24 protein-coding genes are annotated in these 23,461 nt (G+C 68.2%); 17 read left to right on the top strand and 7 right to left on the bottom strand.

What is annotated here, in order from left to right:
* Nucleotides 1-8 precede the first annotated feature (8 nt).
* Nucleotides 9-1,010 (bottom strand): oxidoreductase, encoded by a 1,002-nt coding sequence (locus tag C8K38_RS21790; protein ID WP_097213485.1) that lies wholly within the window; start codon nt 1,008-1,010, stop codon nt 9-11.
* Nucleotides 1,007-1,531: a MaoC family dehydratase gene (locus C8K38_RS21785; protein ID WP_097213484.1), complete on the bottom strand. Its 525-nt coding sequence runs from the start codon at nt 1,529-1,531 to the stop codon at nt 1,007-1,009. The genes C8K38_RS21790 and C8K38_RS21785 overlap by 4 nt, the downstream gene beginning before the upstream one ends.
* 109 nt (nt 1,532-1,640) lie before the next feature.
* On the opposite strand from C8K38_RS21785, the gene C8K38_RS21780 reads away from it, so the two are divergent.
* The 6 genes from C8K38_RS21780 (at nt 1,641) to C8K38_RS21755 (ending at nt 6,914) form a co-directional block, all read left to right on the top strand.
* Nucleotides 1,641-2,318 (top strand): TetR/AcrR family transcriptional regulator, encoded by a 678-nt coding sequence (locus tag C8K38_RS21780; RefSeq protein ID WP_245221111.1) that lies wholly within the window; start codon nt 1,641-1,643, stop codon nt 2,316-2,318.
* A gap of 126 nt (nt 2,319-2,444) precedes the next feature.
* Nucleotides 2,445-3,263 (top strand): SDR family oxidoreductase, encoded by an 819-nt coding sequence (locus C8K38_RS21775; RefSeq protein WP_097213482.1) that lies wholly within the window; start codon nt 2,445-2,447, stop codon nt 3,261-3,263.
* Nucleotides 3,264-3,307: 44 nt separating this feature from the next.
* A complete protein-coding gene (locus C8K38_RS21770; RefSeq protein ID WP_097213481.1) occupies nt 3,308-4,534 on the top strand; it encodes an acyl-CoA dehydrogenase family protein in 1,227 nt (408 codons plus the stop codon).
* 1 nt (nt 4,535) lies between these two features.
* Complete coding sequence (locus tag C8K38_RS21765; RefSeq protein WP_257017709.1) at nt 4,536-5,564, top strand: phosphotransferase family protein; 1,029 nt, start codon at nt 4,536-4,538, stop codon at nt 5,562-5,564.
* Nucleotides 5,565-5,611: 47 nt separating this feature from the next.
* A complete protein-coding gene (locus C8K38_RS21760) occupies nt 5,612-6,595 on the top strand; it encodes an NADPH:quinone oxidoreductase family protein (RefSeq protein ID WP_097213480.1) in 984 nt (327 codons plus the stop codon).
* Between the two features lie 85 nt (nt 6,596-6,680).
* A complete protein-coding gene (locus C8K38_RS21755) occupies nt 6,681-6,914 on the top strand; it encodes a PaaI family thioesterase (RefSeq protein ID WP_097213479.1) in 234 nt (77 codons plus the stop codon).
* A gap of 28 nt (nt 6,915-6,942) precedes the next feature.
* Here C8K38_RS21755 and C8K38_RS21750 read toward each other — a convergent pair whose 3' ends face one another.
* The 3 genes from C8K38_RS21750 to C8K38_RS21740 form a co-directional block, all read right to left on the bottom strand.
* A complete protein-coding gene (locus tag C8K38_RS21750) occupies nt 6,943-8,628 on the bottom strand; it encodes an HNH endonuclease signature motif containing protein (RefSeq protein ID WP_097213478.1) in 1,686 nt (561 codons plus the stop codon).
* Nucleotides 8,629-8,694: 66 nt separating this feature from the next.
* Nucleotides 8,695-9,198, bottom strand: a complete 504-nt coding sequence (locus C8K38_RS21745; RefSeq protein ID WP_097213477.1) for a DinB family protein — start codon at nt 9,196-9,198, stop codon at nt 8,695-8,697.
* Nucleotides 9,199-9,608: 410 nt separating this feature from the next.
* Nucleotides 9,609-13,076 (bottom strand): indolepyruvate ferredoxin oxidoreductase family protein, encoded by a 3,468-nt coding sequence (locus C8K38_RS21740; RefSeq protein ID WP_097213476.1) that lies wholly within the window; start codon nt 13,074-13,076, stop codon nt 9,609-9,611.
* 162 nt (nt 13,077-13,238) lie between these two features.
* Here C8K38_RS21740 and C8K38_RS21735 point away from each other — a divergent pair, with 162 nt between their 5' ends.
* The 4 genes from C8K38_RS21735 (at nt 13,239) to C8K38_RS21720 (ending at nt 16,529) form a co-directional block, all read left to right on the top strand.
* A complete protein-coding gene (locus C8K38_RS21735) occupies nt 13,239-13,751 on the top strand; it encodes an Lrp/AsnC family transcriptional regulator (protein ID WP_077040068.1) in 513 nt (170 codons plus the stop codon).
* Between the two features lie 102 nt (nt 13,752-13,853).
* Entirely contained in the window at nt 13,854-14,228 is a 375-nt protein-coding gene (locus C8K38_RS21730) for a nuclear transport factor 2 family protein (RefSeq protein ID WP_097213475.1), read from the top strand.
* A gap of 59 nt (nt 14,229-14,287) precedes the next feature.
* Nucleotides 14,288-15,223: a DNA-3-methyladenine glycosylase family protein gene (locus tag C8K38_RS21725; protein ID WP_097213474.1), complete on the top strand. Its 936-nt coding sequence runs from the start codon at nt 14,288-14,290 to the stop codon at nt 15,221-15,223.
* Between the two features lie 127 nt (nt 15,224-15,350).
* The gene (locus tag C8K38_RS21720) at nt 15,351-16,529 is read left to right on the top strand and encodes a hydroxylase (RefSeq protein WP_097213473.1); all 1,179 of its coding nucleotides are present in this window, start codon (nt 15,351-15,353) and stop codon (nt 16,527-16,529) included.
* A 70-nt stretch (nt 16,530-16,599) separates the two neighbouring features.
* On the opposite strand, the gene C8K38_RS21715 is transcribed toward C8K38_RS21720, so the two are convergent.
* Both C8K38_RS21715 and C8K38_RS21710 read right to left on the bottom strand, forming a co-directional pair.
* Complete coding sequence (locus tag C8K38_RS21715; RefSeq protein WP_257017708.1) at nt 16,600-17,004, bottom strand: plastocyanin; 405 nt, start codon at nt 17,002-17,004, stop codon at nt 16,600-16,602.
* Between the two features lie 144 nt (nt 17,005-17,148).
* On the bottom strand, nt 17,149-17,637 hold the full coding sequence (locus C8K38_RS21710; protein ID WP_097213472.1) for a nuclear transport factor 2 family protein: 489 nt from the start codon (nt 17,635-17,637) through the stop codon (nt 17,149-17,151).
* A 102-nt stretch (nt 17,638-17,739) separates the two neighbouring features.
* Between C8K38_RS21710 and C8K38_RS21705 the strand changes: the two genes are divergently transcribed.
* From C8K38_RS21705 to C8K38_RS21675, 7 genes are all read left to right on the top strand, one after another.
* Nucleotides 17,740-18,537 (top strand): IclR family transcriptional regulator, encoded by a 798-nt coding sequence (locus C8K38_RS21705; protein ID WP_097213471.1) that lies wholly within the window; start codon nt 17,740-17,742, stop codon nt 18,535-18,537.
* Nucleotides 18,538-18,773: 236 nt separating this feature from the next.
* The gene (locus tag C8K38_RS21700) at nt 18,774-20,096 is read left to right on the top strand and encodes a hypothetical protein (protein ID WP_097213470.1); all 1,323 of its coding nucleotides are present in this window, start codon (nt 18,774-18,776) and stop codon (nt 20,094-20,096) included.
* Nucleotides 20,097-20,183: 87 nt separating this feature from the next.
* The gene (bphC, locus tag C8K38_RS21695; protein ID WP_097213538.1) at nt 20,184-21,104 is read left to right on the top strand and encodes a biphenyl-2,3-diol 1,2-dioxygenase; all 921 of its coding nucleotides are present in this window, start codon (nt 20,184-20,186) and stop codon (nt 21,102-21,104) included.
* A 71-nt stretch (nt 21,105-21,175) separates the two neighbouring features.
* On the top strand, nt 21,176-21,907 hold the full coding sequence (locus C8K38_RS21690) for a flavodoxin family protein (protein ID WP_097213469.1): 732 nt from the start codon (nt 21,176-21,178) through the stop codon (nt 21,905-21,907).
* Nucleotides 21,908-21,951: 44 nt separating this feature from the next.
* Nucleotides 21,952-22,530, top strand: a complete 579-nt coding sequence (locus C8K38_RS21685) for a hypothetical protein (RefSeq protein WP_097213468.1) — start codon at nt 21,952-21,954, stop codon at nt 22,528-22,530.
* Nucleotides 22,527-22,928, top strand: a complete 402-nt coding sequence (locus tag C8K38_RS21680) for a hypothetical protein (RefSeq protein ID WP_257017707.1) — start codon at nt 22,527-22,529, stop codon at nt 22,926-22,928. Before C8K38_RS21685 ends, C8K38_RS21680 begins: the two co-directional genes overlap by 4 nt.
* Before the next feature lie 137 nt (nt 22,929-23,065).
* Nucleotides 23,066-23,452: a VOC family protein gene (locus C8K38_RS21675; RefSeq protein ID WP_077040077.1), complete on the top strand. Its 387-nt coding sequence runs from the start codon at nt 23,066-23,068 to the stop codon at nt 23,450-23,452.
* Nucleotides 23,453-23,461 lie beyond the last annotated feature (9 nt).

The following is a 23,461-nucleotide window of genomic DNA, read 5'->3' as shown; positions in this document are numbered from 1 at the left end:
TTCGGCACTCAGAATCCGCCGTCGACCCGGACCACGGCACGGCCGGTGTAGGTCCCGGCACGTACCCGGTCCAGCACCTGGGAGACGTCCCGGATCGGCACCTCGTGCGCGATCGAGGTCAGATGCCGTGGACGCAGATCGCTCGCGAGGCGAGCCCACAGCGCACGGCGCTTGTCGATCGGCAGCTGCACGGAGTCGATGCCCAGCAGGGAGACGCCGCGCAGGATGAACGGCAGCACGGTGGTCGGCAGTGCAGATCCGCCGGTCAGCCCGCTCGCCGCGACCACGCCGCCGTAGCGGACGGTGCTGAGCACGTGCGCGAGCGTCGTGCCACCAACGCAGTCGACTGCGGCCGCCCATTCCGCCTTGCCGAGCGGGCGGGGCTTCGCGTCCGGGTCCTCGGGCAGCCGACCGATGACGGACGCCGCGCCGAGCGAGGACAGCAGGTCCGCGGCCGTGGGCTTGCCGGTCGACGCGACCACCTCGAACCCGGCAGCGGCGAGCAGGTCGACGCTCACGGTGCCGACGCCGCCGCTTGCGCCGGTGACCAGGACGGGCCCGTCGGCCGGGGTGATGCCGCGGTCGAGGACGGCCTGCACGCTCATCGCCGCGGTGAAGCCCGCGGTGCCGATGGTCGCCGCATCGCGGGGGGAGAGGTCCGAGAGCCGGACCACCCAGTCGGCGGGGACCCGGGCGAACTCGGCATATCCACCGTGACGCCCGGTACCGATCTCGTATCCGTGCGCGAGGACCAGGTCGCCGGGTGTGAACGAGTCGTCGTCGGAGGCGACGACCTCGCCTGCGAGGTCGATGCCGGGGACGATCGGGTACTCGCGCACCACCCCGCCCCGCGGCGTCACGGCGAGGGCATCCTTGTAGTTCACGCTCGAGAAGTGCACCTTGATGGTGACCTCGCCGGGCGGCAGCGCACCGGTGTCGAGGGTGCCGGGGGCGAGCGTGATCTCCCCGTCCTGGTCGCGTGCGATGTAGGCCGAGAACGTCGTCGTCACCGTTCCGAGCCTAGGGCGTCCGCCACCACGGGGCCAGGCTTCTCCTTGCGCTCCGCGAGGAATCCCACCGCCTCGACGACCAGGACCGGTTTTGCCGCGCCCTCCCGCTCGAAGGTCAGCTTGTTCAGGACCTGCGCGCCCCCGGCGATCTCGTGTACCGCGGTGATGGTGGCGCGCATGCGAATTCGGGACCCGACCGGTAGCGGCGCGGTGAACCTGACCTTGTTGTAGCCGTAGTTGAGCGCGTGCGCGAAGCCGTCGAAGGCGATCAGCTGCCCGGTGAAGAACGGGCCGAGCGAGAGGCTGTAGTTCCCGTGCGCGATGGTGGTGCCGAAGGGGCCGTCGGCGGCCCGCTCGGGGTCGACGTGGATCCACTGGTGGTCTCCGGTGGCGTCGGCGAAGGCGTCGATTCGCTGCTGCGTCACCTCGTGCCAGTCGGTGGGGCCGAGCACGGTCCCGATCAGCGCGGTGAGCTGGGCGAGGGTGCTCGGCCGGACCGGGTCGACGCTCGAGTTCGTCATGTCTGTCGCTCCCATGCTCCGCGTGGCATCACGCCTTCCTCTCAGTATGGGCCGCCGGAGGGGAGCAGGCCACGCACGGCGACGACCCGCGTTGCCGTATAAATACGGCATGTCAGGATCGGTTTCCGGGGATGATCGCGACGATGCGCCACCGTCGATGGCGCGGTCGGGTCTGCTTCGTGAGCTACCCGTCACCGAGCGCGGGCTGCGGACCCGGGCGGCGTTGATCGCGGCCGCAAGAAGGGTGTTCGAGCGCTCGGGCTACCTCGACACCCGCCTGATAGACATCACCAAGGCGGCCAAGTGCTCGGCCGGGACGTTCTACACCTACTTTGCGAGCAAGGAAGAGATCTTCGCCGCGGTTCTCGAGCTGGCGCAAGAGGACATGATGCACCCTGGCATGCCGCACGTGGCGGCCGAGGACGATCCCGCCGCGATCATCGCGGCCAGCAATCGGGCGTACTTCGAGGCCTACAAACGCAACGCGAAGCTGATGGGCCTGCTCGAACAGGTCGCCAGCATCGATCCAGAGTTCCGGGTGCTGCGGCAGCAGCGGGCCGACGCGTTCATCCGCCGCAACGCCCGCAGCATCGCGAATCTGCAGCAACGCGGACTCGCGGACCGGGATCTCGATCCGTTGCTGGCGTCGTCGGCGCTCTCGGGCATGATCAGCCGCCTCGCGTTCGGGTATTTCGTGACCGGCGGCGAGGTGGCGTCCCTCGATGACATAGTCGACACCGCCAACCGCCTGTGGGTGAACGCGCTCCGCATCGCCCCCCGCGGCTGACGCCGCACCACGCTTCTCTGCTGGTCAAGGGGTGAAACGGGCCGCATAGTTGAATCTGAGTCCGAATTCAACTATACAGTTCGACAACGCTCGGATCAGGTCTCACCGCGAGGAAGAGGAATCGTTGTGAAGGTTGCGCAGAGGGTCGCCATCGTGACGGGCGGCGGGGGCGGTATCGGTGGCGCGCTCGCCGCACGGCTCGCCGCCGAGGGTGCGAGGGTCGTCGTCGCGGACCTCGACGAGGCCGCCGCGCTCGCCGTCGCCGCGAGTGTCAACGCCGAGCACCCAGGTTCCGCGGTCGGCTCGGGCGCGGACGTCTCCGACACGTCCGCCATCCAGCGACTGATCTCGCTCGCCGAGTCCGAATTCGGGCCGGTGGACCTGTATTTCGCGAACGCAGGGATCAGCGGCGCGCCTGGGCTGGAGGCGACCGAGAGTGACTGGGACCTGTCGATCGACGTCAATTTGCGGGCCCACATCCGGGCCGCGCAGTTGTTGGTCCCGCAGTGGCTCGAACGGGGCGGGGGCTACTTCGTCAGCACCGCGTCGGCGGCAGGCCTGCTGACCCAGATCGGTTCCGCCACCTACTCGGTGACCAAGCACGCCGCGGTCGGCTTCGCGGAGTGGCTCAACGTGACCTACGGCGATCGCGGGATCCGGGTCAGCTGCCTGTGCCCGATGGGCGTGAACACGAAGCTGCTCTACGAGGGGGAGGAATCCGGGGACGCCCGAGGCGTCGCGGCGACGCGGGCCGTGACCTCCGCGGGCGACGTGCTCGAACCGGCGCAGGTCGCCGACGACGTGCTCGCCGCGATGGACGAGGAGCGCTTCCTGATCCTCCCGCACGCGGAGGTGCTCGAGATGTACCGCCGCAAGGGGGCCGACTACGACCGGTGGTTGCGTGGGATGCGGCGCTTCCAGGCCGGACTGCTGCCGGGCGCCTGATCGCCCCTCCACGATTCCTTCCTCCCCACCTGTCAGGAGTTCACATGTCCCTGTTCGATGTCTCGGACCGCGCCGAGAAGATCCGGGCCGACCTGCTCGAGTTCATGGACTCGCATATCTACCCGGCGGAAGCCGTCTACGAGGAGCAGATGCGGGCCGTGGGAGACCCCCACTTCCAGCCGCCGATCATCGAGGAGTTGAAGGTCGAGGCGCGAAAGCGGGGACTGTGGAATCTCTTCCATCCGCATCCCGGGACCGGGGCCGGCCTGACAAACCTGGAGTACGCGCCGCTGGCCGAGATCATGGGTCGCAGTCACCTCGCCTCCGAGGCATGCAACTGCAACGCACCCGACACCGGCAATATGGAGGTCTTCGAGATCTTCGGTAGCGATGAGCACCGCGAGAAGTATCTGAAGCCGCTGCTGGACGGGAAGATCCGCTCCGCCTTCGCGATGACCGAGCCCGACGTCGCCAGCTCCGATGCCACCAACGTCGAGATGCGGATGGAGCGCGACGGCGACGAGTTCGTCCTCAATGGCCGTAAGTGGTTCGCTTCCAACGCAATGCACCAGAACTGCCGGGTGCTGATCGTGATGGGCAAGACCGATCCGACGGCCGAGATCCACCGCCAGCAGTCGATGCTCGTGGTGCCGATCGATGCACCCGGTGTCACCGTCGTGCGCAACCTGCCGGTTTTCGGCTACCACGATCGGGAGGGCCACGCGGAGATCACCTTCGAGAACGTGCGGGCCCCGGTCAAGGACGTGCTCAAGGGTGAGGGCGAGGGCTTCGCGATCAGCCAGGCCCGCCTCGGCCCCGGCCGCATCCATCACTGCATGCGGGCGATCGGGATGGCCGAACGGGCGCTGGAACTGATGTGCAAGCGCGCGCAGTCCCGGGTCACCTTCGGCCGTCCGATCGCGGACCGCTCCAACATCCAGGACTGGATTGCGGAGGCGCGCATCGAGATCGAGATGACCCGCCTGCTCACGCTCAAGGCCGCGTACCTGATGGACACGGTGGGCAACAAGGAGGCGCGCACCGAGATCGCCGCGATCAAGGTCGCCGCCCCGCAGATGGCCCTGAAGATCGTCGACCGGGCCATCCAGGTGCACGGCGGGGCGGGCGTCACCGACGACTTCCCGCTGGCGATGGCGTACGCGCACCTGCGGACCCTGCGCCTCGCCGACGGGCCCGACGAGGTGCACAAGCGGGCCATCGCGAAGCAGGAACTGCGCAAGTACCGGGCCAACCGGCCCGCCGGGGCCTGAGGTGGGCGAGACCGTCGGACTCGACCCGGCCGCGGTGACGCGGTGGTTCGGCTCGCTCGGGGTGGGATTCACCGCCCCGCTGCGCTTCGACCGGATCGGGCTGGGCCAGTCGAACCTGACCTTCCTGGTCCGGGATGCCGAGGACCGCAGGTGGGTCCTGCGGCGCCCGCCGCTGGGGCACCTGCTCGCCTCGGCACACGACGTGGCACGGGAGGCGCGGATCATGGCCGCGCTCGCCGAGACCGAGGTGCCCACGCCCCGGATCTTCGGGGTCGCCCAGGACCCATCGATATCCGAGGTGCCGCTGGTGTTGATGGAGTTCCTCGACGGCCAGGTCGTCGACACCATGCCGATCGTGGAATCGCTTGCCCCGCAGCGTCGCAGGGACATCGGGGTCTCGCTGCCGCGGGCCCTGGCCAAGATCCACGCCGTGGACCTCGAGGCGACCGGCCTGACCGACCTCGCCAGCCACAAGCCGTACGCCCAGCGCCAGCTCAAGCGGTGGGCCGGCCAGTGGGAGGTCACCAAGACCCGCGAACTGCCCGAGCTCGACGACCTGACCAGACGGCTGGCCGCGGCAGTCCCGGAACAGCGCGAGGTCGCGCTGGTGCACGGAGACTTCCACCTGCGCAACGTGATCGTCTCGCACGAGACCGGCGAGGTGATCGGGGCACTGGACTGGGAGCTGTCCACGCTCGGCGAGCCCCTTGCCGACATGGGCAGCATGCTCGCCTACTGGCCGGAGCCCGGGGAGGACGCGATCGGCGACTTCCCGGCATCCACGGTGACGGGTTTCCCCACCCGAGCGGAGCTCGCCGGGCTCTACCTGGAGGAGACCGGCCGAGACGCCGAGGCGTTGAAGTTCTGGCATGTGCTGGGCCTGTGGAAGATCGCCGTCATCGCCGAGGGTGTCATGCGCCGGGCCATGGAGAACCCACAGAACAGGGCGGCCGCGGGCACACCCACCGCCGAACAGATCGAAGCGCTCGTCCGCAAGGCCCGCGACGTCGCGACGGACGCCGGGATCTGATCGATTCTCACCCACCATCCATCGACGTAGTTCTCAGGAGAGGCATCATGAAGGCTTGGCGCGTCAACGAACTCGGCGAACCCCGCGACGTACTGAGGCTCGAGGAGGTCGCCGACCTCGCGCCCGGCCCCGGCCAGCTCATGGTCCGGGTGTTGGCTGCGCCCGCGAACTTCCCCGACGTGCTGCTGTGCCGCGGCGAGTACCAGATCAAGCCGCCGCTGCCGTTCACCCCCGGCGTCGAGTTGTGCGGTGAGGTGGTCGCGGTGGGTGAGGGTGTCACCCGGTTCGCGGTCGGGGACCGGGTGATCGGCAACCCGAGCCTGCCGGGTGGCGGGTTCGCGGAGCTGGCGGTCATGGAGGAGTCGAACACCTTCCCCGCACCCGCCGCTCTGGATGATGCCGAGGCGTCCGCGCTGAGCATCGGCTACCAGACGGGCTGGTTCGCGCTGCACCGCCGCACCCAGCTGCTGCCGGGCGAGACCCTGCTGGTCCACGCCGCCGCGGGCGGGGTGGGAAGTGCGGCCGTGCAGTTGGGGAAGGCCGCAGGCGCGAAGGTGATCGGTGTGGTCGGCGGGCCCGACAAGGCCGAGTACTGTCGTCGACTCGGGGCGGATCTGGTGATCGACCGACACACCGAGGACATCGTGGCGGCGGTCAAGGACTTCACCGGCGGCCGCGGCGCGGACGTGGTGTTCGACCCGGTCGGCGGCGATGCGTACACGAAGTCCACGAAGTGCATCGCCTTCGAGGGCCGGATCATCGTGATCGGGTTCGCGGGCGGCACCATCCCACAGCCGGCCCTCAATCATGCGCTGATCAAGAACTACTCGATCATCGGGCTGCACTGGGGCCTGTACAAGGCGTACAACCAGCAGGCGATCGACGACTGCCACATCGAGCTGACCCGGCTCGCCGAGGAGGGGGTGATCAAGCCGCTGATCAGCGAGCGGCTCTCGCTCACCGAGGTGGCGGACGGCATCGGCAGGCTCGGCGATGGCACCACCGTGGGACGGATCGTGTTCCAGCCCTGAATCGGAAGGAACGACTGATGGCCGACGGTGACCCCGAATCGATCGACTCGTTGACGCTGCTGCGCGGCGTCAACGAGACCGCGGGATGATCGACACCGCTTGTGGTTTCGCGGCGGCGACAGTAGTCGGGCAGGTGCTCGCCGCGCAGTGTTCGGTGAACTTTCTGTCCCCGGCCGTCGGCGACGAGTTCGTCGCGCGCGCTGTGGTGGTGAAAGCAGGCAAGCGGCAGGTGTTCACCACGGCCGAGTTGTATGCGGAGCGCGACGGAGCGAGCAAGCTCGTCGCGACGGGCACAACAATATTGGCGGTACCTGCCTGAATTCTCTGTAGTGCAACGGGATTCGCGTTCAGAACGGCGGTGGTTCGTCCAGGTCGATGACGAGGATCGGTCCTGCCGGGTTGCGGGGTTCGGGGTGCCGTGTGCCTGGTGGCACGTGGCTGTCGAGTAAGTAGGCGAGGTCGTTCTCGACGGTGCGGCCGCTGTTGCTATAGGCGAGGTCGCGGAGCGTGAAGTCGTCCGCAGTGTCGTGATGGTCGTGGTTGTGCTCGTCGTCCGGGTCGGTGAAGGGGCCGTTCGGTTCGGTGACGGTGATGGAGCCGTATGGGTCGGTCCACCGGAGTAGGCCGGATCCGAGTTGTGTGACGGTCCAATAGCCCTCGGTCTTGAGGCGGTGGTGTTTTCGGCAGAGGCAGGCCAGGTTTTGTTCGACGGTCAGCCCGCCGTTCGCCGGGTTGGTGTGGTCGAAGGGGATTGTGTGGTCGAGGTCGCAGTCCTGCGCACGGGCGGTGCAGTTCGGGAAGCGGCAGGTGCCGTCGCGGGTGCGGATGATCTCGGCGAGGCGTTTGCTGGGTTGGTAGGTGCGGGCCTCGCGGGAGATCTTGCTCCGGTTGCGGATGCTGGACGGGGTGATGCCTGCGGCCATGAGAGCTTTGCCGACCCCGAGGATCGGTCCGTGTGGGGCGGTGGCGACCCTGCGCCCGGAGACGCATGGTCCGTCGGTTTCTGTTGTGCCGTCGAACAGTTCGGGTGCGGCAGCACGGAGTTCATCGAGGAGATTCTCGATGAGGCGCGCGCGATCCTTGTCGGCCAGCGTCAGGACCTGCTTCCAGGTGCCGTCGGCGGCGATGTCGCGGGCGAGGTCTGCGTCGATGGCGCCGTAGCCGTGGAGGTATCCCGGGAGGTCGTCGAGGCCGAGCAGGGTGGTGGCGGAGACACCGACCATGATCGTGGCCTTCTCCCGTGGTGCGCGTGTGGTGACGTCCTCGGTCCCTAGTCGTCCCGTCACCTTCGTGGCGGTGCAGTGCTCGCGTCGGCAGTGGCAGGGCAGGTGGTCTGCGCCGTCGGTGAGGGAGATGAGTGCGTCGGCGCGGCGCTGGGCGTGGGTGCGGGGGTCGTCGGCGCACACCTGCAGCGACATCTCGCGTAGCCGCATGGACAGGCGTTGGGCACCGACGGTGGGGAGCAGTCCTTCCAAGGTGGACATGCCGTCGTCGGAGGCGTGCGTGCGGACGTCGCGATCCTCTTCGGCGCGTTCGCGGCGTCGGTGGACCCCGTCGGGGTCGTATCGGGCGATCAACCGCCGTGCGCGTTGCTTGAGCTTGGTCGAGGTCAGGTGATCGCCGTCGGACAGCAGTCGGTTCTCGATGTCGTCGAGTTTGTCGTCGGAGACGTTCGCCAGGGCGTCGACGATGGCGCGGGTCTGGGTGAGGTCGATCGTGCCCGCGGCGAACGCGGCCGAGACCCGGTGCAGGCGCAAGCGAAGCTCGCAGCCGAGGTCGATCATTCGGGCGGCGGCGCCTTCGGTGACGTGCAGGATCGCGGCGATCTCGACGTGGGCGAACTCGCCATGGTGGGCCTCGTTCTTGCCGCGGCGGGCGTCTTCCTCGCAGCGGGTGAGGTAGAGGGCGGTGAGGGCATGGATCTCGCGGAACTGTTCGCGGGCGATGTGGGCGTGGTGTTCCTGCAGCGTTGCCGGTTGCTCATGATCCGGCACGCCGTCGAGTAGTCCCGATGCCGACCCGCTATCGAACATATGTACGAGTCTAGCGAAGGTTGCCTACGGAATCCAGGGATTGCCGGCGAAGGATCCTGCCGAATGTCACGAGTTCGGCTGACGCAGTACGGGCTTGTCGATCTGTTCGCGGAGGATGTCGCCGTGACCTGCGTGCCTGGCGAACTCTTGGATCATTGCGAGCAGCGTCCATCGCATGCTGACCTTTCCCTCGCGGGGATTGTCCTTGGTGTCGTCGAGGTCGAAGCGGGACACGATTGCACGTGATCGTTGGCTTGCGCGCTCGAACTCGGCGATGACGTCTGCCAGCGACTCGTCGTCGGCGACGGCAAAGGTGCCCTCGTCGCGGCGCGAGTATCCATCGCATTCGGATTCTTCGAGTCCCGCCCAGAACCGTTGGAACCAGATCCGTTCCGCGGCAGCGGCATGCTTGATCAATGAGATCGGCGTCGTCAGCGACGTGACGAGTCGTCGGCGGGCATCGGCGTCAGACAGGCCGCGTGCGGTCTCGATGAGTGCTTCGCGGTTGCTGTCGAGCATGTTCTCGATGATCGCTCGCTCGGTGTCGTCGGTAATCTGGTTGGTGGTCATAGTTTTCACTCCATCTAGTTGTGGGTTGAGGTCGCGGTGGGTGTCGGTCGGGCTGAATGACACAAGGTGGTGCAGCGCCGATTGGTGTCGGGAGAGTCACGAAGCGTCCGGTGTCAGGAAACGGCCGGGAAGAAGGTGGGCAATCGATCCGCTCGTCGCGAGAATTGCGCGCGGAGCGTGGAGAGGAGGCAGGGCCGGCGTCAACGCCGTGGCTCAGGCCTGTCAGGAGGGCTGCTGCCCGGGGTCAGCATATCGCAGAGTTTCATTCCGTGCTGCATGTCGATCGGCAGCTCGGACCATCTTCGTTGTTGTTCGCACCGATTGCTACCCGGACCGCAAAAGAGGGCATCCGGTGGTCGGTCGGGGAAGTCGACCACCGGATGCCCTCTGTTGGAGCGGAACTCCGTTGTTTACCGCTCGATTCCCAGCTCTCGCAGCTGCTCCCAGTAGAGCTCCACGTTGCCGAGCTTGACGTCCTCATAGCCGCGGACGACGTCGGGCAGTGCGGCGATCGTGGTGGCCCTGTCATAGTTGGCCGAGTCCAGTTCGTCCGCGAGCCGCAGCACCATTGCGGTGTAGTGCGTCAGCAGTTCGCGCTCGACCTTGCGGACGTGGGCGTAGCCGAACGGGTCGAGCTTGGTCCCGCGGAGCACCTTGCCCTTGGCCAGCATCTTCAGTGCCACATGCGACTTCGGGCGGAGACCGATCTTCTTCTTGCGGCCCAGTGCCCGCAGGGCGGGCGGGTGCAGCTTGTAGGTGAGGTTCTCGCCGCCGGGGACCTGGGACGCGACGTCCTCGAGGAAGGCGGGATCGACAAGCATCCGTGCGACCTCGTACTCGTCCTTGTACGCGGTGAACTTGAACAGTCCGCGGGCGACGGCCTCGCTGAACTCCGTCCGGTCGGTGACCGTACGCTCTGCGGTCCAGATGGACTGCACCGCATCGATGTACCGGCGCGCGACCTTCGCGTTCTGGAACTCGACCAGCTCGCCTGCGCGAAGCTCCACGAGCCTGCGGACCTCACCGTCGAAGGTGGAGTCGGCGAGCAGGTGTGCCGGTGCGACGGCGGGGGTGCGGGCGACCCGCGAGGTGACCGCGGCGAACGCATCCGGATCGGCGAGCGCGACTCGACCCCAGCGGAAGGCGTCGATGTTCGCGGAGACCGCGATGCCGTTGATGCCGATGGCCTCCTCGATGGCCTCGGCGGGCAGCCGCAGGCCACCGCTCTGGAAGGCCGCGCCGATCAGCAGGAAGTTCGCGGCGGCGGTGTTGCCGAACAACTCCTGCGCGGCAGCCAACGCATCGAAAGCACTGAGCGACTTGGATGCCGAGCCGAGACGGTCGAGCAAACCCTGCTCGTCCGGGTACCGGACGGACTTGTCGTAGACCATGTCGCCGGTGGGGGTCTGGCTGGTCGACGCGACCGCGACCGTGGTGTCCGCGCTGCCGTAGCCCAGGTTCTTGTTGTCGGTGGCGGTGAGGAGGTCGAAGGCGACGATGCAGTCGGCGCTGCCCGGCGTCAGTCGGTTCGAGGGCTCGAGCGCACCCGGGGAGAATCGCAGGTGCGAGACCACCGGTCCGGCCTTCTGACTGAGACCGATCTGGTCCAGGGACTCCACCTCGTAGCCGGCGCGCAGGGCGGCGGTGGCGAGCACCTGGTTGACGGTGACGATGCCGGTGCCGCCGATGCCGGCGAGGAAGACGTTCTGGGTCGAGGTCAGCTCGGCGAGATCCGGCTCGGCCACGAGCGGCGGCACGGGGCGCTCGACCCGGGCGGACTTCTTCTTGCCCGGCACCACCTCGACCGTGACGAACGACGGGCAGTCGCCGTCCAGGCAGGAATAGTCTGTGTTGCACGAGGTCTGGTCGATTCGGGTCTTACGGCCGAACTCGGTGTCCACCGGCTGCACGGACAGGCAGTTGCTCTTGGTCCCGCAGTCGCCGCAGCCCTCGCAGACGGCCTCGTTGATGATCACGCGGGTGTTGCGGGTCGGCAGGGTGCCGCGCTTGCGCTGACGGCGTGCGTCGGCGGCGCAATGCTGGTCGTAGATCAGCACGGTGACGCCCTCGACCTCGCGAAGCTCCTTCTGCGCCTCGTCGAGGCGATCCCGGTGCCACAGCTTGACGCCCTTGGCGAGCTGTCTCTTGGTGTGCCGCTTGGGGTCGTCGGCACAGATGATGATCCGCTTGACGCCCTCGGTGGTGAGCTTGTGGGTGAGCTTCGCGACGGACAGCGCGCCCTCGGCGTCCTGGGCGCCGGTCATCGCGACGACGTCGTTGTAGAGCAGCTTGTAGGTGATGTTCACCCCGGCCGCGACGCAGGCCTGCACGGCGAGCTGGCCGGAGTGGAAGAAGGTGCCGTCGCCGACGTTCTGGAACAGGTGCTTGACGTCGGTGAACGGCGCCTGGCCGATCCACTGGCTGCCCTCGCCGCCCATCTGGGTCAGCCCGGTGACGGCGCTGTCCTCGCGATTGGAGATGGTGACCATGGTGTGGCAGCCGATGCCGCCGCCGCCGATCGATCCCTCGGGCAGAGCCGTGGATCGGTTGTGTGGGCACCCGCTGCAGAAGTAGGGGGTGCGGGTGGCGGAGAGCACCTCGAGCGAGAGTTGCGGGGGCAGAGCCTTCTTCAGTTCCACCCGGTTCTTGAGCACCCGGCGGAGGGGGCCGAGCAGCCGACCGGCGGTCAGCTCGCCGTCGACGGGCATCAGCGGCCTGCCCGCGGCATCGCGCTTTCCGAGGATCTGCGGGGTGTGCTCGCTGCCGTAGAGGATCTCGCGGATCTGCGTCTCGATGAAGGCCGTCTTGTCCTCGACCACGATCAGCTGCTCGAGTCCCGCGGCGAACTCGCGGACCTTCTTCGCGCCGAGCGGGGTTGGCATGCCGATGCGCAGCAGCCGGATCCCGGCGTGGTGCAGCGCGGCCTCGTCGACGCCGAGGTCGAGCAGGCCCTGGCGCAGCGAGTCGAAGGTGGTGCCGGTGGCCGCGAAGCCGATCGTCGCGCCGGTGGGGTCGACCTCGATCACATCGAGATCGTTGGCCTCGCCGTACGCGCGCACCACCTCCCAGCGGGGCCCGTACAGGTCGGCCTCGGCGATGACACTGTCCGTCGGCACCGCCATCGGGCGCTGCTTGTAGACGAACGGCTTACCGTCCCATTCGATCTCGGGGACGGTGATGTCGATGTTCGACACCCGGCCGTCGACCGTCCAGGCGCCGTCCGCGACGTCCGCGACGACCTTGAGGGCGACAAGGCAGCCGGAGGCGCGCGACAGCGCGACGCCGTGCATGCCCATCGTGATCATCTCTTCGGCGTTGCGGGGGAACAACACCGGAATCCCAAGCGCGGCGAGGGTCCGTTCGCTGACCGCGGGGACGGTGGACGACTTGGAGGCGGGGTCGTCGCCGACGAGCAGCAGCACGCCGCCCTTGGGGTTGACCCCGTACATGTTCGCGTGCCGCAGGGCATCGGTCGCGCGATCGACGCCGGGGCCCTTGCCGTACCAGACACCGATGACGCCGTCGTGCGTCGCCTGCCCAGCGGGAAGGTCAGCCTGGCTGCCCCAGACGGCGGTGGCGGCGAGCTCCTCGTTGAAGCCGGGCACAAAGGTGATGTCGTGCTCGGCGAGCACCTGAGGCATCCCGTGCAGCATCTTGTCGACGCCGCCGAGCGGGCTGCCCTGGTAGCCGGAGACGAAGGTCGCGACCCGTCGGCCCGCGCGGATGTCGTGGACGTGCTGCTCGACGAACTGGCGCGCAATCGCCTGGACGCCGGTCAGCAGCACCGGGCCCGACCCGGACCGGTAACGGTCGTCGAGGTCGTAGGGAGCGGGCAGCGCCGCCGTCGGGGTGACGGGACGATCGGCCAGTTCAGTCATCGCGGTCCACCGTTTCTTCGCCGCATCGGATCACGTTGCGCGCATAAATCGGGCATCAGGTGTAGCAATGATTTGCCCAGGTGGTGTGACCGTCAACACCCGCTAATTGAGCTGAAAGATATGATCAGTTGTGACCCACAACACTGGAATGAGGTCGACATTGTGATCAGCATCGATCGACTCGACGCGTCGCTGCTCAAACTGCTCACCGACGATCCGCGCGCCGGGGTGATGGAGCTGGCCGCCCGCCTCGGCGTCGCCAGGAACACCATCGCCTCTCGGATGCGGCGCCTTGAGGAGACCGGAGTGGTCACCGGGTACCGCCCGGACGTCGACCTGCCCACCCTCGGGCTGCCGGTGCAGGCCTTCGTCGGTGCCGAGCTGGAACAGGGCCGCATCAAGGACGTCATCGAGGACCTGCGCGGGGTCCCGGAGGTGCTGGAGGTGCACACCACGACGGGTCGAGAAGACCTGCTGATCCGGATCGCGGCGCCCTCGCACGAGGAGTTGCTGCACGTGCTCGAGAGCATCCTCGGCCTCGACGGCGTCGCGCACACCACCACCACGCTCGCGCTGACGACGCCGGTGAAATACCGGACGCAGCCGCTGGTCGATCACATCACCCGCGAGGCGGGCCACGGTCGGTCGGCTGCGTCGTACCGAGGCGACGGCTGACGGATACGACCAATCGGTGGATGACATGTACATGCTGGATGCCCGTTGTTTGACTGGACCTGTCGGTCTCATATGAGGACGACAGGACACGGGAGGTGTCTCATGTCAGCTGAACAGAACATCGAGATCACGAAGAAGGGATACGCGGCCTTTTCGGCCGGGGACGCTGAGGCGGCGATGGAAGCCCTCGCGGACGACATCGAGTGGATAGTGCCCGGTGACAGCGCGGTCAGTGGCACCTACCACGGCAAGGCCGAGGTCGGCGGACTGTGGATGAAATTGGCCGAGAAGGCCCTGGCGACCAAGCCCCAGCACTTCTTCGGCGATGACGAGAGGGTCGTGGTGCTGACCCAGGTGACCGCGGGCGGGGAGAGCTGGGACGCCGCCGATGCCCTCACGTTCAGGGACGGGAAGGCCGTCAAGATCCAGACCGCGGGCGACACGGTCAAGTACGAGAAGGTGTTCGGTTCCCGCTAGCGGGCTCGGGTCGTGAGGTCACGCGCGTCAGCCGGCTGACGGCGACCTATGGTCAGAGGATGACCATCCCCGCCGCGCATCCCGATGTGGTGGAGACGACGCTGGTCAGCGCTCGACCGCTGGCGCTGGCCGGCACTCTCGCCCCGCTCGGCCGCGGCCGGTACGACCCCTGTCACCGGACCACCGCCGACGGCGCGCTCTGGCGGACCTCGCTGATGCCGACCGGCGCGGTGACCTATCGGCTGATCCAGGCAGGCGCGACGTCGGTGTCGTGCCGCGCCTGGGGCCCGGGTGCGGCGGAGTTCGAGACCACCCTGGCCGGCCTGCTGGGGGAGTCGGACGACACCGCCGACTTCGCGCCCGAGCACCCCAAGGTGGCCGAGGCCCATCGGCGCTTCCCCGGGCTCCGGATCCCCCGAACCGGCCGGGTCTTCGAGGCCTTGGTGCCCGCGATCCTGGAACAGCGGGTGCACACCGTCGCGGCCCGCGCGTCCTGGCGGCGGCTGGTCGCCCACTACGGCGCGCCCGCGCCTGGCCCCGCGCCGGAGGGAATGCGGGTGCCGCCCCCGGCCGAGGTGTGGCGCCGGATCCCGTCCTGGGAGTTCCATCGGGCTGGGGTGGATCCGCGCCGCTCCCGCGCGATCGTCACGGCGGCGGCCGTGGCGAACCGGCTGGAGGAGACCGCAGCGATGTCGGCACCGGACGCCGCGGCCCGGCTCCGGGTGGTCCAGGGGATCGGGGAGTGGACGGCGGCGGAGGTCGCCCAGCGGGCCCTCGGCGACGCCGACGCGCTCTCGGTGGGGGACTTCCATCTGTCCGCGATCGTCGGGTGGTCGCTGCTCGGGCGCCCGCTGGACGACGCGGGGATGGTCGAGTACCTCGAATCGGTGCGGCCACACCGGCATCGGGTGGTCCGGCTGCTCCAGGTGAGCGGCCAGGCGGTCAAGCCCAAGTTCGGGCCGCGCACCCCGATCACCGATCACCGCGGGCGCTGAGTTCGCGGAGCGGGGAGATTCTTTCCCATGGGGCGGTTTCGTCTCGCCGAACCGGCACGGCCGGGTGCACGATGGTGTTCGATTGACGACGGCGCGCTACCGACGCCACGGCAGTGGGAGGCAATCAATGGGTCAGGTCCAGGAACGCATCGAGCAGTTCGCGGAGGAGATCCGCGCCGAGGGTGTGGAGGGCGACCGGCTCATGCGGCTCACCGACACCTCCGCGAAGCGGCTGCGTGAATCGGGCGCGATCCGCATGCTGCAGCCGAAGCAGCACGGTGGGCTCGAGGTCCACCCGCGCGAGTTCGCCGAGACGGTCATGAGCATCGCCGCGATGGACGGCGCCGCCGGATGGGTCACCGGCATCGTCGGCGTCCATCCGTGGGAGCTGGCGTTCGCCGACCCGAAGGTGCAGGAAGAGATCTGGGGCGCGGATCAGGACACCTGGGTGGCGTCGCCGTACGCGCCGATGGGCGTCGCCAAGGCGGTCGACGGGGGCTACGTCCTCAACGGTCGCTGGTCGTTCTCCTCGGGCACCGATCACTGTCAGTGGGCTTTCCTCGGCGCCCTGCTCGGCGACGAGAACGGCGCGCCGGTGATGCCGCCGGTCCCGCTGCACGTGATCCTGCCGCGGTCGGACTACCAGATCGTCGCCGACTCGTGGGATGTCATAGGACTCCGCGGCACCGGGTCCAAGGACCTGATCGTCAAGGACGCGTTCATCCCGAGCTACCGCACGATGCTGGCCTCGGAGGTGATGGACGGCACCGCGGTGAAGAAGGCGGGCCGCACGGAGACGCTGTACAACATGCCGTTCTCCTGCATGTTCCCGCTCGGCATCACCTCGGCGGTCGTCGGCATCGCCGAGGGCGCGCTGGCCTGCCACATCGCCGCGCAGAAGGATCGCGTCGCGATCACCGGCACCAGGATCAAGGAGGATCCCTACGTCCTCTACGCGATCGGCGAGGCCGCGGCCGAGATCGCCGCGTCGCGCGCCGCGCTGCTCGAGACCGTCGACCGGTTCTGGGACATGACCGAGGCGGGCAAGGAGGTCGACTTCGAGGCGCGTGCCATCGGGCGTCGCACCCAGACCGCGGCGGCCTGGCGCGCGGTGCGCGCGGTGGACGAGATCTTCGCGCGCTCGGGCGGAGGCGCCCTGCACTACAAGTTCCCGATGCAGCGCTTCTTCCGGGACGCGCACGCGGGCATCGCCCACGCGATTCACGTGCCGGGCTCGATCTTCCATTCGTCGGCGCTCACCCAGCTCGGCGGCGAGCCGCAGGGGATCCACCGCGCGATGATCTAGGCGGCTCCGCCGCCCGTGCGTGGTTGACGAGTCCCAGGACTCCTCAACCGCGCACGGGCGCGCAGCGCCTTCACTCGACGATCAGGATGCTGTGCATCTCGGGGTGATAGACGCAGTGGAAGGTGTACCCGCCTGCGGTGGTGGGGGCCGTGAAGGTGGCGGACTCGTTGCCGTCGACGTGGACGTCGAACAAGCCCTCGGTGTCGGAGGTGACCGAGTGCTCCGGTCCGGCACCGTTCCTCACCACGATCTCCTCGCCAGGACGGACCGACGGCGGGGGTGTGAAGGTGGAGTTCTCGATGGCGATCACCGGCGCCCCGGAGTCGGGCGCGACGGCCGTGGTGTACGGGTGATGCTCGGATCCGTCGTCGGAGGAACACGCGGCCGCGAGCCCGGCCGCGATGGCGAGCGCGGCGAGTCCAGCCCGCCGATGTGCCGCCCGCCTTGGGGTGAACGGGGGTGTGGATCCGGGCATGTCGGGCCTCCGTCGGTCGATCGCGTGACGACGCACTGAGCAACGTTGCTGGAGTGGGTTCAGCCTAGGCCCGACCCCACGTCCGCGGTACCGCCGCGAGGCCCCGCGGTCGCCGGTCCGGCGAACACGAGGGTAGAGCGGATTTCAGTTCTTGACGCCCGCGGCCAGGATCTCCCGCGCCTCCGCCCGCCCGTCGAGGAGCCGGCTGGTGCGCAGCGTGACCTTCCACTGCCCGTCGACGCGGGCGAACTCCCAGCGGTTCGCGGTGATCCGGGCGACCCGGTAGGTCCCGGTTTCCGGCTCGTGCAGGACCAGTTGTGAGTGGCAGGTGGCGACCGCGATGTCGCCGTCGATCTCGATGTGCGGCGGGCCGATCAGGTGGCCGCTGCCCGCCTGGATGTAGGACTGGTGAGGCTTGGACAACACCATGGCCTCGATCTCGACGTGTCCTCGCAGGGAACCGGTGTCCACGTCGTAGACGCCGTCCTCGGTCCACATCCCGGCGACGGCCGCGCTCTCGCCGCTGTCCACCGCGGGCCCGTACGCGCTGATGATGCGCATCAGGTCGAGCTGGTCCTCGAGGAGCTGGACCCGGGCGGCGAGGGCGATGAGCAGGGTTTCGGTATCGGTCATGGATGAATCCTTCCTCACGATGGAGGTCGGTTGCTAGAGTCAGAATTGATTTCAGTTGTGGCGATCGGGCGGCCCCCCGATCAGGGCCGGAGGAGAATCCCCATGACGGTCGTCACCGAGTACGCGGTGCGCAACGACGCCGGTGAGGCGCCGCCCTCGATGATCGAACGCATGACCCTGATCCTCGATGCGTTCGACGGGCGGTCGGCGCGGTTGACGTTGGCGGAGGTGGCCAGCCGGGCTCGGCTGCCCCGATCGACGGTGCATCGGATTCTCGATTCGCTGGTGAAGCTGAACTGGGTGGAGCACGCGTCGTTCGGGTACCGGTTGGGTCGCCGCGCGCTCGCGATCGGCGGCGGGGACGGCGGGCAGGCGGAGGTCCGGGAGGCGGCAGCGCCGCTGCTGCACGAGCTGCACCTGCAGACCAGGATGGTGGTGCACCTGTCTGTCCTGGACGGGCACGAGGCCGTGTACCTCGACAAGATCGGCGGCCCGCTCGCCTCGTCCGTTCCCTCCCGGGTGGGCGGACGGGTGCCTGCGCACTCCACCGCGGGCGGGAAGGCGATGCTCGCCTGGCTCGCACCCGAACGGGTCGATGCGCTGTTCGGAAGCGGGATGACCGGGTGCACCGACCAGACCATCTCGGATCTCGGGGTCCTGCATCAGGAGCTCAGCCGGATCAGGCAGCGCAGGGGGCTGGCGTTCGAACGAGGCGAGTCCGCGCGGGGGATGGCCTGCGTCGGCGTCGGCATCCGCGGTCACGATGGCCCCGTGGCCGGGCTCTCGCTGTGTGGGGATGCGCGCATGGCGCCGCTGGAGCGGGTCGCGCCGCTGGTGGCCGAGGCCGCCCGAGAGATCACCCGAACGCTGTTACCCGAGCTCGGTCGCGGCTGGAGCTAGCGGGTCCGGCATCGCTTGGGGCGGCGTCGAATGTCCGGTGAGTGAACCCTTCGTTAATGTTGCGAAGCACCCCGTCCTTGAGTTGAACGATCGTTCATGAAGGGGTGTGATTACCCCGGCCGAGCGGCATCGTCGCTGGCAGCAGGCTGCCGACGCAATCGCCCGCAGTCCTCCACTTCGATCAGTCGGGAACGAGCATGAGCCGGGTTTCACGTCATAGAGGGTTTCGGTCCGCGGTGGCCGCGGGGGTTGTCGCGGTGGCGCTGGTCGGTGGACCGCTCTCGCAGCTCGCCCTCGCCTCGCCCGCGCAGGCCGCCGAGACCGTTCGCCAGGACGAGCCGGTCTGCGTGGGATCCAAGCAGGCCACGATGAGCGCGGTCTTCGACGCGGTCCTGCAGGCGTCGAAGCCGATCCTGCCCCAGCCGTACCTCGACAACTACGAGGGCATCCGCGCGGAGGGGCAGGCGCGGCTCAAATCGGTTGGCATCAGCACCCTCAGCGTGTCGAATCCCGCTTCCGTTTACTCGACCGACGACGAGGCGGGGATCAACAAGTACGGCGATCCGATCACCCAGTACATCGTCACGCAGCTCATGAACGTGAAGGCCGGGCGCGAAGGCGCGGTCATCCGCGCCGAGAACCTCACCCTCGGTCAGGCGATCGAGACGGCCTACGCCGTCATCTACACCACCGCCGTCATCCCGGCGAACATCGTCGCCGGCATGATCCCGTCGATGTTCGCGGTCGGGCCGGTCAGCGCCGGGACGCTCATCAGCCTCCCGCTGAAGCTGGGGACCAAGGGCTTCACCGCCATCTACGAGGCGGCCCGCGAGCAGCTCGAGACGAGCTGCGTGGTCTGGACGACCAAGGCCGTCGCCGACCGGGCAGGCGAGCCGGACCCGGCACTCGACTACGGGTTCCGGGCCCCCGCCTTCGTCGAGGCACTGGCGAGCGAGCTGGACATCGCCGGTCCCGACTGCCTGGCGGTGTCCGGCATGCCGCTGTCTCGGGTGCTGTCGCGGACCACGAGCCACCTGACCTCCGTCGAAGCCGATCCCGCCCGTCGTGCGCAGATCGAGGATCAGCGCTCGCGGCTGGAGTGGATCATGGCCAACGCGATGGTGCCTGCGAGCCTCATCCCCGCGCACCCGGACGACTTCTCGTCGATCGAGAAGTTCCTGTCCATGGGCCTCGGATTGGTCCCGAAGGTCGGCGGCGCGGCGACGGATGCACTGATCGGGTTGGGCCACAATGTCTTTGCCGGGAAGGACTTCAGCAAGCTGGTGCCGCTCGGCACTCTCACGGTCGGGGATTCGCTGACCGCCGCCTACTTCTCGTACGCACTGACCAGCCAGGTGATGGAACTCGTCTTCGACGAATCCATGAACGCGATGTCTGCCGCCTGGACCGGTGCCTCCGGCGGTGTCGGCGCGCTCGTCAACCCCTTCGAGTGGATTCCCTCGCCGTTCCCTCTGATCAATGCGCCGAACGTCTATGGGCTGGTGACGTACCACCACGTCCTGAACTCGGTCTGCATCGCCTCGGAGGCCGACAAGTAGTCCCAGCGGCATGTGTTCCCCAATCGCGGCGATCGGACGATGATCGAGACCACACTCACCCGCGCAGCAGAGGGATTGGTGGAGAACATGTCTGACATCCGTTCGCTCGGCTATCTCAAGGTGCAGACGCAGGACGTCGATCGTTGGCGCGGACTCGTGGTCGACGGCCTCGGCATGGCCGTCGGTTCCGGCCCCGACGAGGACGGGCTGTACCTGCGGATCGACGAGCGCCGGTCACGGCTGCAGGTGTTGCCGGGCGAGGTGGACAAGGTGCTCGCGGTCGGCTGGGAGGTGCGTGACCAGTTCGCGCTGCGAGCCGTGCACGATGAGTTGGAGAAGGCGGGCGTGGAGGTCCGCGAGCTGTCGCAGGGGGAGGCGGACCAGCGCGACGTGGAGCGCGTGATCACCTTTGCCGATCCGGCAGGAACCACCGTCGAGGTGTTCTTCGGTCCGGTGCTCGACCACAGCCCGGTGGTTACCCCGCACGGCGGCCGGTTCGTGACCGGGCCCGCGGGCCTCGGCCACGTCGTGCTGCCGACGCCGCACTTCCAGGAGACCTACGACTTCTATACGGAGGTCCTCGGCTTCCTGCCCCGCGGTGCCATGCGCCTCGGTGGGCCGGGCGCACCCGGCCCGGCCCTGCGGGTGCGGTTCCTGGGCATCAACCAGCGGCACCACAGCCTGGCGATCTGTCCGGCGCCGCCGTCGGAGGCCCCCGGGATGGTGCACCTGATGATGGAGGTCGACACCCTCGACGCGGTGGGCCAGGCGCTGGACCGGGTCGGCAAGCTCGGGTTCTCGATCTCGTCCACCCTCGGTCGGCACACCAACGACAAGATGGTCTCCTTCTACGTTCGCGCGCCCGGCGGCTGGGACCTCGAGTTCGGCACCGAGGGCATGCTGGTGGACGAGACCCACTACACCGCGGAGGAGATCACCGCGGACAGCTACTGGGGTCACGACTGGTCCGGCTCGGAGCCCCTCGCGGCGTTCACTCCCGAGTCGTAGCGTTCGGCGCCCCGGGGGCCGGGCGGACGCATATCGTGGATTGCCGGGGGCCACTCGCGGAGGAGTCCGGGATGACAATTCCATCGGCACAGGGCATCGCGCCCAGGTTCGACGGCCTGCTGGCCGCCGTCGTCAACTGCACGCTGAAGCGGTCGCCGGAGGTCAGTAACACTCAGGGGCTGATCGACCGGAGCGTCGGGCTGATGCGCGACGCGGGCGTCGCGGTCGACGAGATCCGCGCGGTCGATCACGACATCGCCACCGGCGTGTACCCCGACATGACCGAACACGGCTGGCCGAGCGACGAGTGGCCGCAGCTGTACGGGCGGATCATCGCAGCGGACATCCTGGTGCTGGCGGGCCCGATCTGGCTCGGCGACAACAGCTCGGTGATGAAGAAGGTCATCGAGCGCCTGTACGGCTGCTCGTCGATCCTCAACGACCGGGGGCAGTACGCCTTCTACGGGCGGGTCGGCGGCTGCCTGATCACCGGCAACGAGGACGGCGTCAAGCACTGCGCGATGAACATCCTCTACAGCCTTCAGCACCTGGGCTATGTGATCCCGCCGCAGGCGGACGCCGGCTGGATCGGCGAGGCGGGCCCGGGTCCGTCCTACCTGGACGAGGGGTCTGGCGGGCCGGAGAACGACTTCACCAACCGCAACACCACCTTCATGACCTACAACCTGATGCACGCGGCGGCGATGCTGAAGGAGGCCGGCGGGTTCCCCGCCTACGGGAACCAGCGGTCCGAGTGGGACGCCGGTTGCCGGCCGGACTTCGCGAACCCCGACTACCGCTGACAGCGTCCGCTGCGGCGGGGGTGTCGCTGGGATAACCTCTCGCCATGGCGTCAGCGGCCTCGGTGGGGCGATCGGCCGCGTGGACCGCTATGGCCATCGCGATGACCTTCGGCGCCACGGCCTGTATCGGAGCCGTGGACCGGGCCGACTTCGATGCGGCGATGCGAGCGCGCGGCGGCGGGATGACCACGGCCGTGGTCCGGGACGCGATGGCCGCCCTCGCGCTCGAGTACGGCGTCACCGAGTTGCAGGTCACCTCGGTGAACATCGGACCGGTCGAGACGGTCGAGGTGACCGTACGGAACCCTGCGCGTCCCGATCAGCTGGACAGTTTCACCTTCGACGGCCGATATCTGAGTGAACCGACCCCGGTACCGGTCAGTGCCCACGACGATCTCGACGCGCAATCCTTCAGTCTCGGAGAGGTTCCCGCGCTCGACCGCGTCGAGAGCCTGGTCGACGACGCCCTTGCGGACACCGCCTTTGACGACGGCCAGGTCACCGGCATCTCGGTCAACAGAACCGAGGCGATACGGCCGACGGTCATGGTCGAGTCGCCGCGGTCCCGGGCACTTGTCGTGTTCGATGCCGACGGGGCGATCTCGGGGGTACATCCGCCGTGACCGAACCCGTGGAACTCGGCGTGAACGCCGAGCGCGCGCGGCGACCGGTTGTCGCGCGGGCGTTGATCTGGGGAATGGTGATCGTCTTCGGCGCAGGCTTCCTCACGTTGACCTCCTCGGTGATCTGGCCGGGGCAGGCGCTCTACCTGGCCCCGTTGTTCTGCGAACAACCCATCGCTGAGGCCGTCATCGTCTCGGACACCTACGCCTCGGGGGATGGCACCTCGACGGACTTCACGCTCTACTGCATCGGCGATCGCGGTCAGACGATCGATGAGGGCTGGCTGCGGCCCTTTCTGATGCTCTGGGGTTGCTATGCCGTCGCGATCGTCGTGTTGGTGGTTGTGGTGGCGATCATCTCGCGGAAACCGACTACACCGGAGCAACACTCGCTGTAGCAGACCGTCCACGCATTCGGTGTGGCAGCGGTGGCGGACTTGCGCGGGCGCCGCGGTCGAGGTATTTCTGGATACAGCGTCGCGTGTCGATGACGGACTGCGTCAGGCATGGAGGCGTCGGACCGCAAGGGGTTTCCTTGACCATCTCGTTCAACCACACCATCGTCGCCGCGAAAGACAAGCAGCTCTCGGCGTACTTCTTCACCACGCTGTTCGGCCTCCCGGATCCGGTTCCGGCCGGCTTCTTTCTCGCGGTTCAGCTCGACAACGGAGTCACCCTGGACTTCGCCGAACCACCGCCCCACCTCGACGTGACCCCACAGCACTACGCGTTCCTGGTCTCGGAGGACGACTTCGACAGCATCTACGGTCGAATCCTCGAGCGGAAAATGGAGCACTGGGCCGATCCCCGGCAATCGGCCACGGGAATCAACACGAATGACGGCGGTCGTGGGACCTACTTCCTCGACCCTGCCGGGCACTTTCTCGAGATCATCACCCGGCCATATGGTTCGGGTAGATAAGGTTCGCTG

Source organism: Rhodococcus sp. OK611 (assembly GCF_003050885.1).
Lineage (GTDB): Bacteria > Actinomycetota > Actinomycetes > Mycobacteriales > Mycobacteriaceae > Rhodococcus_G > Rhodococcus_G oryzae.
This window is presented reverse-complemented; position numbering and strand designations above follow the sequence as displayed.